The 6032-nt window shown below is 68.0% G+C and carries 5 protein-coding genes; 4 read left to right on the forward strand and 1 reads right to left on the reverse strand.

Annotated features, from left to right (window positions below; all coding sequences use genetic code 11):
- Positions 1-8 precede the first annotated feature (8 nt).
- A complete protein-coding gene (argH, locus tag AB0E63_RS14775) occupies positions 9-1424 on the forward strand; it encodes an argininosuccinate lyase (RefSeq protein ID WP_360365548.1) in 1416 nt (471 codons plus the stop codon).
- A complete protein-coding gene (locus tag AB0E63_RS14780) occupies positions 1424-2101 on the forward strand; it encodes a DNA-3-methyladenine glycosylase (protein WP_360365550.1) in 678 nt (225 codons plus the stop codon). The genes argH and AB0E63_RS14780 overlap by 1 nt, the downstream gene beginning before the upstream one ends.
- Here the strand turns inward: AB0E63_RS14780 and AB0E63_RS14785 are convergent.
- Positions 2098-3045, reverse strand: coding sequence for an LLM class flavin-dependent oxidoreductase (locus tag AB0E63_RS14785; protein WP_360365552.1), 948 nt, complete (start codon positions 3043-3045; stop codon positions 2098-2100). The genes AB0E63_RS14780 and AB0E63_RS14785 overlap by 4 nt on opposite strands.
- 131 nt (positions 3046-3176) lie before the next feature.
- On the opposite strand from AB0E63_RS14785, the gene AB0E63_RS14790 reads away from it, so the two are divergent.
- Together AB0E63_RS14790 and tyrS are read left to right on the forward strand one after the other, a co-directional pair.
- Positions 3177-4214, forward strand: a complete 1038-nt coding sequence (locus tag AB0E63_RS14790) for a phosphatase domain-containing protein (RefSeq protein WP_360365554.1) — start codon at positions 3177-3179, stop codon at positions 4212-4214.
- A gap of 59 nt (positions 4215-4273) precedes the next feature.
- Positions 4274-5578 carry a tyrosine--tRNA ligase gene (tyrS, locus tag AB0E63_RS14795; protein ID WP_360365556.1) on the forward strand — a complete coding sequence of 435 codons (1305 nt, stop codon included), beginning with the start codon at positions 4274-4276 and terminating at the stop codon, positions 5576-5578.
- Positions 5579-6032: the final 454 nt, after the last annotated feature.

Below are 6032 nucleotides of genomic sequence, written 5' to 3' on the forward strand. Positions count from 1 at the left end.
ATGGTTTGGTGAGTTCCGGTGAGAGTGCTGCCCTGTGGGGTGGACGGTTTGCGGGCGGGCCGGCTGATGCGCTGGCGGCGTTGAGCAAGTCGACACAGTTCGACTGGCGACTGGCGCCGTACGACATCGCCGGGTCGAAGGCGCATGCCAAGGTGCTGCACCGAGCAGGGTTGCTGACCGACGAGGATCTGACCAAGATGCTCGCCGGGCTCGATCAGCTCTTGGACGACGTACTCGCGGGGCGCTTCTTGCCCGCCGCGAGCGACGAGGACGTACACACCGCGCTGGAGCGCGGGCTGCTCGAGCTCCTGGGGGCCGAGCTGGGTGGACGGCTGCGGGCCGGGCGGTCCCGGAACGACCAGGTCGCGACCCTGTTCAAGAGCTACCTGCGGGTGCACGGCCGGATCATCAGCCGGCTGCTGCTGGAGCAGGTGGGCACACTCGCCGAGCAGGCCGAGAAGCATCTCGGCGTCGCGATGCCCGGCCGGACGCATCTCCAGCACGCACAGCCGGTCCTGCTGTCGCACCACCTGCTCGCGCACGCCTGGCCGCTCATCCGCGACCTCGACCGCCTCGCCGACTGGGACGCCCGCGTCGCCGCGGATTCGCCGTACGGATCAGGGGCGCTGGCGGGCAGCTCGCTGGGACTGGACCCGCAGTTCGTCGCGACCGAGCTCGGCTTCACGAACTCGTCGGCGAACTCGATCGACGGGACTGCTTCGCGTGACTTCGTCGCCGAGTTCGCTTTCGTCACCGCCCAGATCGGTGTCGACCTGTCCCGGCAGGCCGAAGAGGTGATCATCTGGGCGACGAAGGAGTTCGGCTTCGTCGAGCTGGACGACGCGTTCTCGACCGGGTCGAGCATCATGCCGCAGAAGAAGAACCCGGACATCGCCGAGCTCGCCCGCGGCAAGGCGGGCCGGCTGATCGGCAACCTGAGCGGCCTGCTCGCGACGCTGAAGGCGCAGCCGCTGGCGTACAACCGGGACCTGCAGGAGGACAAGGAGCCGGTCTTCGACTCGATCGACACGCTCGAGGTGCTGCTGCCCGCGTTCACCGGGATGATCCACACGCTGCGCTTCAACACGTCGCGGTTGGAGGAGCTGGCGCCGCAGGGCTTCTCGCTCGCGACGGACATCGCGGAGTGGCTGGTCCGGGAGAAGATCCCGTTCCGTGTCGCTCACGAGGTCGCCGGTGCGTGCGTGCAGGAGTGCGAGAAGCGTGGCATCGAGCTCTGGGACCTCACGGACGACGATCTCGCCGCGATCTCGCCGTACCTGACTCCCGAGGTCCGCTCGGTGCTGACCGTCGAGGGCTCGCTGGCGTCGCGGAACACGCGTGGCGGCACTGCGCAGGAGCGCGTCGTCGAGCAGCTGGCCGAGCTTCGGGCGCGGGCAGCCGACCACAGCAGCCGCCTCGCCTGATGCGCCGGTCGCTGCTCGCGGGTCCCGTCCTCGACGTGGCCCCGAAGCTTCTCGGCATGGTCGTGCGGAGCACCACCGACGAGGGAACGGTCGACGTACGCCTCACCGAGGTCGAGGCGTACGACGGCCCGAACGACCCCGGCTCGCATGCCTACCGGGGCGAGACACCGCGTAACGCGATCATGTTCGGGCCGGCGGGCTTCCTCTACGTGTACTTCACCTACGGCATGCACTACTGCATGAACGTGGTGGTCGGCCCGGCGGGCAAACCGTCGGCCGTCCTGCTCCGCGCCGGCGAGATCATCGAGGGCGTCGAGCTGGCCCGCGTCCGTCGCGGCCAGCCTGACACCCAGAAGGTCGTCTTCAACCAGGCGACTTCCAGGGTCAGACAAGGTCCCGTCGTGAAGCGGCCGAACGGCAACCCGGATCGTGACCTGGCCCGCGGTCCAGCCCGCTTGTGTGTCGCCCTCGGCATCGGACGGGACGGCAACGGCACCGACCTGCTCGCCAAGGACTCGCGCATCCAGCTCCTCCCGGGTCCCGGCTTCGACGGCGAGCCGTCCACCGGTCCCCGGGTCGGTCTCCGCGAGGCTGCCGATCGTCCCTGGCGCTTCTGGATCCCCGATGACCCAACGGTCTCGCCGTACCGCCCGCACGTCCCAAAGCGCCGCGCCTAACGATTCGCGAGCTCCAGCACGTGGTCGAGCTGCGGAAGCCCGTGCTCCACCTCCGGATCCGGGAACAGGCCGATGTGATGCACCCCGGCCGCCTCCAGCGCCTCGATGTGCGCCGCCGCGTCGTCGAGCGTGCCGATCGCACCGATCTCCGTCCACCAGTCGACCGGCATCCCCACGAGTCCTTCGGCGCCGGACTCGTCGTACAGCTTCTTCATCTCATCGAAGAACGGCAGAGCGGTGACGCCCGGGTGCTTGTCGCCGATCCGCCACCCCAGCCACGGCGCGGTCCACTCGTACGCCGTCTTGCGGTCGCTCCGCACGCACATCGCACTGAACACCGCGACCACGAACCCCTCCGGTGATCCGGCGTACTCCACCGACTGACGCACGTACGGCGGTGTCGCGGGCTCCGCGAGTACGACGCCACCCGCGACCCGGCCGGCCAGGGCCATCGACTTCGGTCCCATCACCCCGAGCAGGATCGGCGGCGGGTCCACCGGCGGCGCGTCCAGCTTCACGTCCTTCAGGTAGACGGCCTTGCCCTCGAAGCTCACGTTCTCCCCGGCGAGCAGGCGGGTGACGGCGGTGGTGACCTCCTCGAGCGTGGTGAGCGGCGACTTCGGCCGGACGCCCATCTGGCCCATCCACTCCTGCACTCCGTGGCCGATGCCCGGCAGGAACCGCCCCGGCCCGAGCGCCTCCAGGGTGGCGAACTCCATCGCGGTCACCGCGGCGGTGCGAGCCACTGCCGGCGCGATGCCGAGGCCGACCTTCAGGCGCTCGGTCGACGTCAGAGCGGCGGACACCAGCGACGGACCGGCCGTGAAGAAGCAGTCCTCGATGATCCACAGCTCGTCGGCGCCGCCCTGGTCCAGGCGGCGGGCCACGTCGGTGACCAGGGCGGCGGGGTAGGTGCGGGGGAAGCACATTCCGAGAGCGGTCATGCGAAGACGGTACGGGGCGGCATGGACAGTTCCCGAAGGAGCCGGAAAGTTTCCCGAAGGAGTCGGTAAAGGTCTTCCCAGAGTCGCGGGGGAGCAGGCGTGGGGGCCCTGCCTGCGGGTAGGTTTCCGGTATGGCCCGTCCGCACTACGCGTCCCGTCTCGAGGACTGGTTCAACATCGGGGTGCAGGCGATCCTGCGGCGTCGTGGCTGGCAGGAGCGGATCATCCCGCAGGTCGGTTACGGCACCACGGAGTTCGTGCGGGTGCTGGCGCGCGTCGTACTGGGCCGTGACCCCCGCAACCAGCCCCGGTACGAAGAGGACCAGGTGGTGCGGGGCTGGCGGGTCTTCGTCACGGCGCCGGCGGTGAAGGTCACCGTGACCGTCACCGTGAACGGGCAGACGTTCGAGGGGGTCACCGACCGGGGCGGGTTCATCGACCTCACCGTGCCGGTGGTGCTGCCGCCGGGACGGCACGAGATCAACCTGGGCGTGCGTGGTGAACGGCAGGCCAGAGCGCCGATCTTCGTCCCCGACCCGGACACCACCTTCGGACTGGTCAGCGACATCGACGACACGGTCATCCTGACGATGCTGCCGCGTCCACTGATCGCCGCCTGGAACACATTCGTCCGCGACGAGCAGGCGCGACGCGTCGTACCGGGCATGGCGGAGCTGTACGACGAGCTCCTGGGGGACCACCCGGGTGCGCCGATCTTCTACCTGTCCACCGGTGCTTGGAACACGGCTCCGACGCTGACCCGCTTCCTCGCCCGGCACGGATACCCGGCCGGCCCGCTGCTGATGACGGATTGGGGCCCGACCAACACCGGGTGGTTCCGCAGCGGTCAGGAGCACAAGCGGACCGCACTGCGCCGGCTGGCGAAGGAGTTCCCCAACGTCCGGTGGGTCTTGATCGGTGACGACGGCCAGCACGACCCACAGCTGTACGGCGATTTCGCGCAGACCCATCCGGATCACGTCCGGGCGATCGGCATCCGGCAGCTCACACCTGCCGAGCAGGTCCTGTCCCACGGTCTGCCCGTCCCTAACCCGGACCCGGGTGCACACGACCCGCAGCGGCCGACCGCTGCCACAGTGCAGGGGCCTGACGGTCACGCGCTCCGTCCTCAGCTCCGTGCGGTTCTGACCCGCCCTGAGCCCACCTGAGTCGCGTCGGCGCGAATACAGGACACTTGTAGCTGACCGACGTACTCGAGGAGAGACAAGTGACCGACAGCGGGACCGTAAGCCGCGCCCAGGTGCTGGATGACCTGGAGAGCCGTGGCCTGATCGCCCACTCCACCGATCCGGACGCCCTTCGGGCCTCCATGGCGGCTGGACCGATCACTTCCTATGTCGGCTTCGACCCCACCGCACCGAGCTTGCACATGGGCAACCTGCTGCAGCTACTGACGCTTCGACGGCTCCAGTTGGCCGGCCACAACCCCATCGGCCTCGTCGGGGGTGCGACCGGCCTGATCGGCGATCCCAAGGAGAGCTCCGAGCGGGTGCTGAACCCGAAGGACGTCGTACAGCAGTGGGTCGAGAAGGTCCGCGGCCAGGTGGAGAAGTTCATCGACTTCGACCAGTCGCTGCCGAACCCGGCCAGGATCGTCAACAACTACGACTGGACCAAGGACCTCAACACGCTCGACTTCCTGCGTGACATCGGCAAGCACTTCCCGGTGAACCGGATGCTCGGCCGTGAGGTCGTGAAGGCCCGGCTGGAGCAGGGGATCAGCTACACCGAGTTCAGCTATGTGCTGCTGCAGTCGCTGGACTACCTGGAGCTGTACCGGCGGCACAACTGCACGCTGCAGACGGGTGGCAGCGACCAGTGGGGCAACCTGACGGCCGGCGTCGAGCTCATCCGTCGCGCTGACTCCGGCAAAGCGCATGCACTGGCCACCCCTCTGGTGACCAAGGCCGACGGGACCAAGTTCGGGAAGACCGAGTCCGGGTCGGTGTGGCTGGATCAGGAGCTGACTTCGCCGTACGCGTTCTACCAGTTCTGGTTCAACAGCGATGACCGTGACGTGATGCAGCTCGTGCGGTTCTACACGTTCCGAACGGCCGAGGAGATCGCCGCACTCGAGCAGGCGACCACAGAACGCCCACAGGCGCGTGAGGCACAGCGTGTACTCGCGGAAGACGTGACAACGCTCGTACATGGGTCTGAGGAGACTCGTCGGGTCCAGGAGGCCTCGAAGGCGCTCTTCGGCCAGGGGGAGCTGGCGTCCCTCGACGGCTCGACTCTCGTCGCCGCACTGCGCGAAGCACCCCATGTCGAACTAGCTGCCGGCGAGCCAATGCCGACGTACGGCGACCTGCTCGTGAAGTCGGGGTTGGTCGCCAGCAAGTCGGCGGCTCGGCGGACGGTGGCCGAGGGCGGTGGGTACCTCAACAACGAGAAGGTGAAGGACGCCGAGTACGTGCCTGGTACGGACGACCTGCTGCCCGGGGGAGTGCTGGTGCTGCGGCGTGGGAAGCGTTCGTTTGCAGGGGTTCTGGCCTCTCCGGCGCAAGGCTGACGGCTTGCTCGCGGGGCCGGCTCGGGTGTCTTGCTTGGGCCGGCTCCACTCCCATACTTGGGTTGCCGGGAGCAAATTACAGCCGTGTGATTCAGCCCACCGGGAACCGATTTGACCGGCCACCCGCGATCCACGTAGTGTTCTTCTTGTTGGAGCGAGGCGCGGGACGCGGAAGCGGCCGGTCGCTCCGAACCCCCCAAGGCTAGCTGAGCCGAAACGTGTCTCCGGACTCGGGTCGGCAGCTTAGACGCGACGGGGTGAGCCGGAAAAACTGGGACTTGACCCGGTGGATCCGCTCCGGTAGAGTAACGCAGGTTGCCCCGGAGTCCTGGCCGAGAGGTCACGGACGCGGTGTGCGCCCGATTCTTGAGAACTCAACAGCGTGCCGAAAGTCAATGCCGAAATTTAGCATTAACCCCGTACATGGGCTTCGGATGATGTTCTGCCAGGGCCT

It is taken from the genome of Kribbella sp. NPDC026596 (assembly GCF_040638415.1).
Lineage (GTDB): Bacteria > Actinomycetota > Actinomycetes > Propionibacteriales > Kribbellaceae > Kribbella.

What these genes read in the sequence shown, in the direction of transcription:
- AB0E63_RS14780 (WP_360365550.1), top strand. Translation starts at nt 1,424, where the DNA reads ATGCGCCGGTCGCTGCTCGCGGGTCCCGTCCTCGACGTGGCCCCGAAG.
- AB0E63_RS14785 (WP_360365552.1), bottom strand. Translation starts at nt 3,045, where the DNA reads ATGACCGCTCTCGGAATGTGCTTCCCCCGCACCTACCCCGCCGCCCTG.
- AB0E63_RS14790 (WP_360365554.1), top strand. Translation starts at nt 3,177, where the DNA reads ATGGCCCGTCCGCACTACGCGTCCCGTCTCGAGGACTGGTTCAACATC.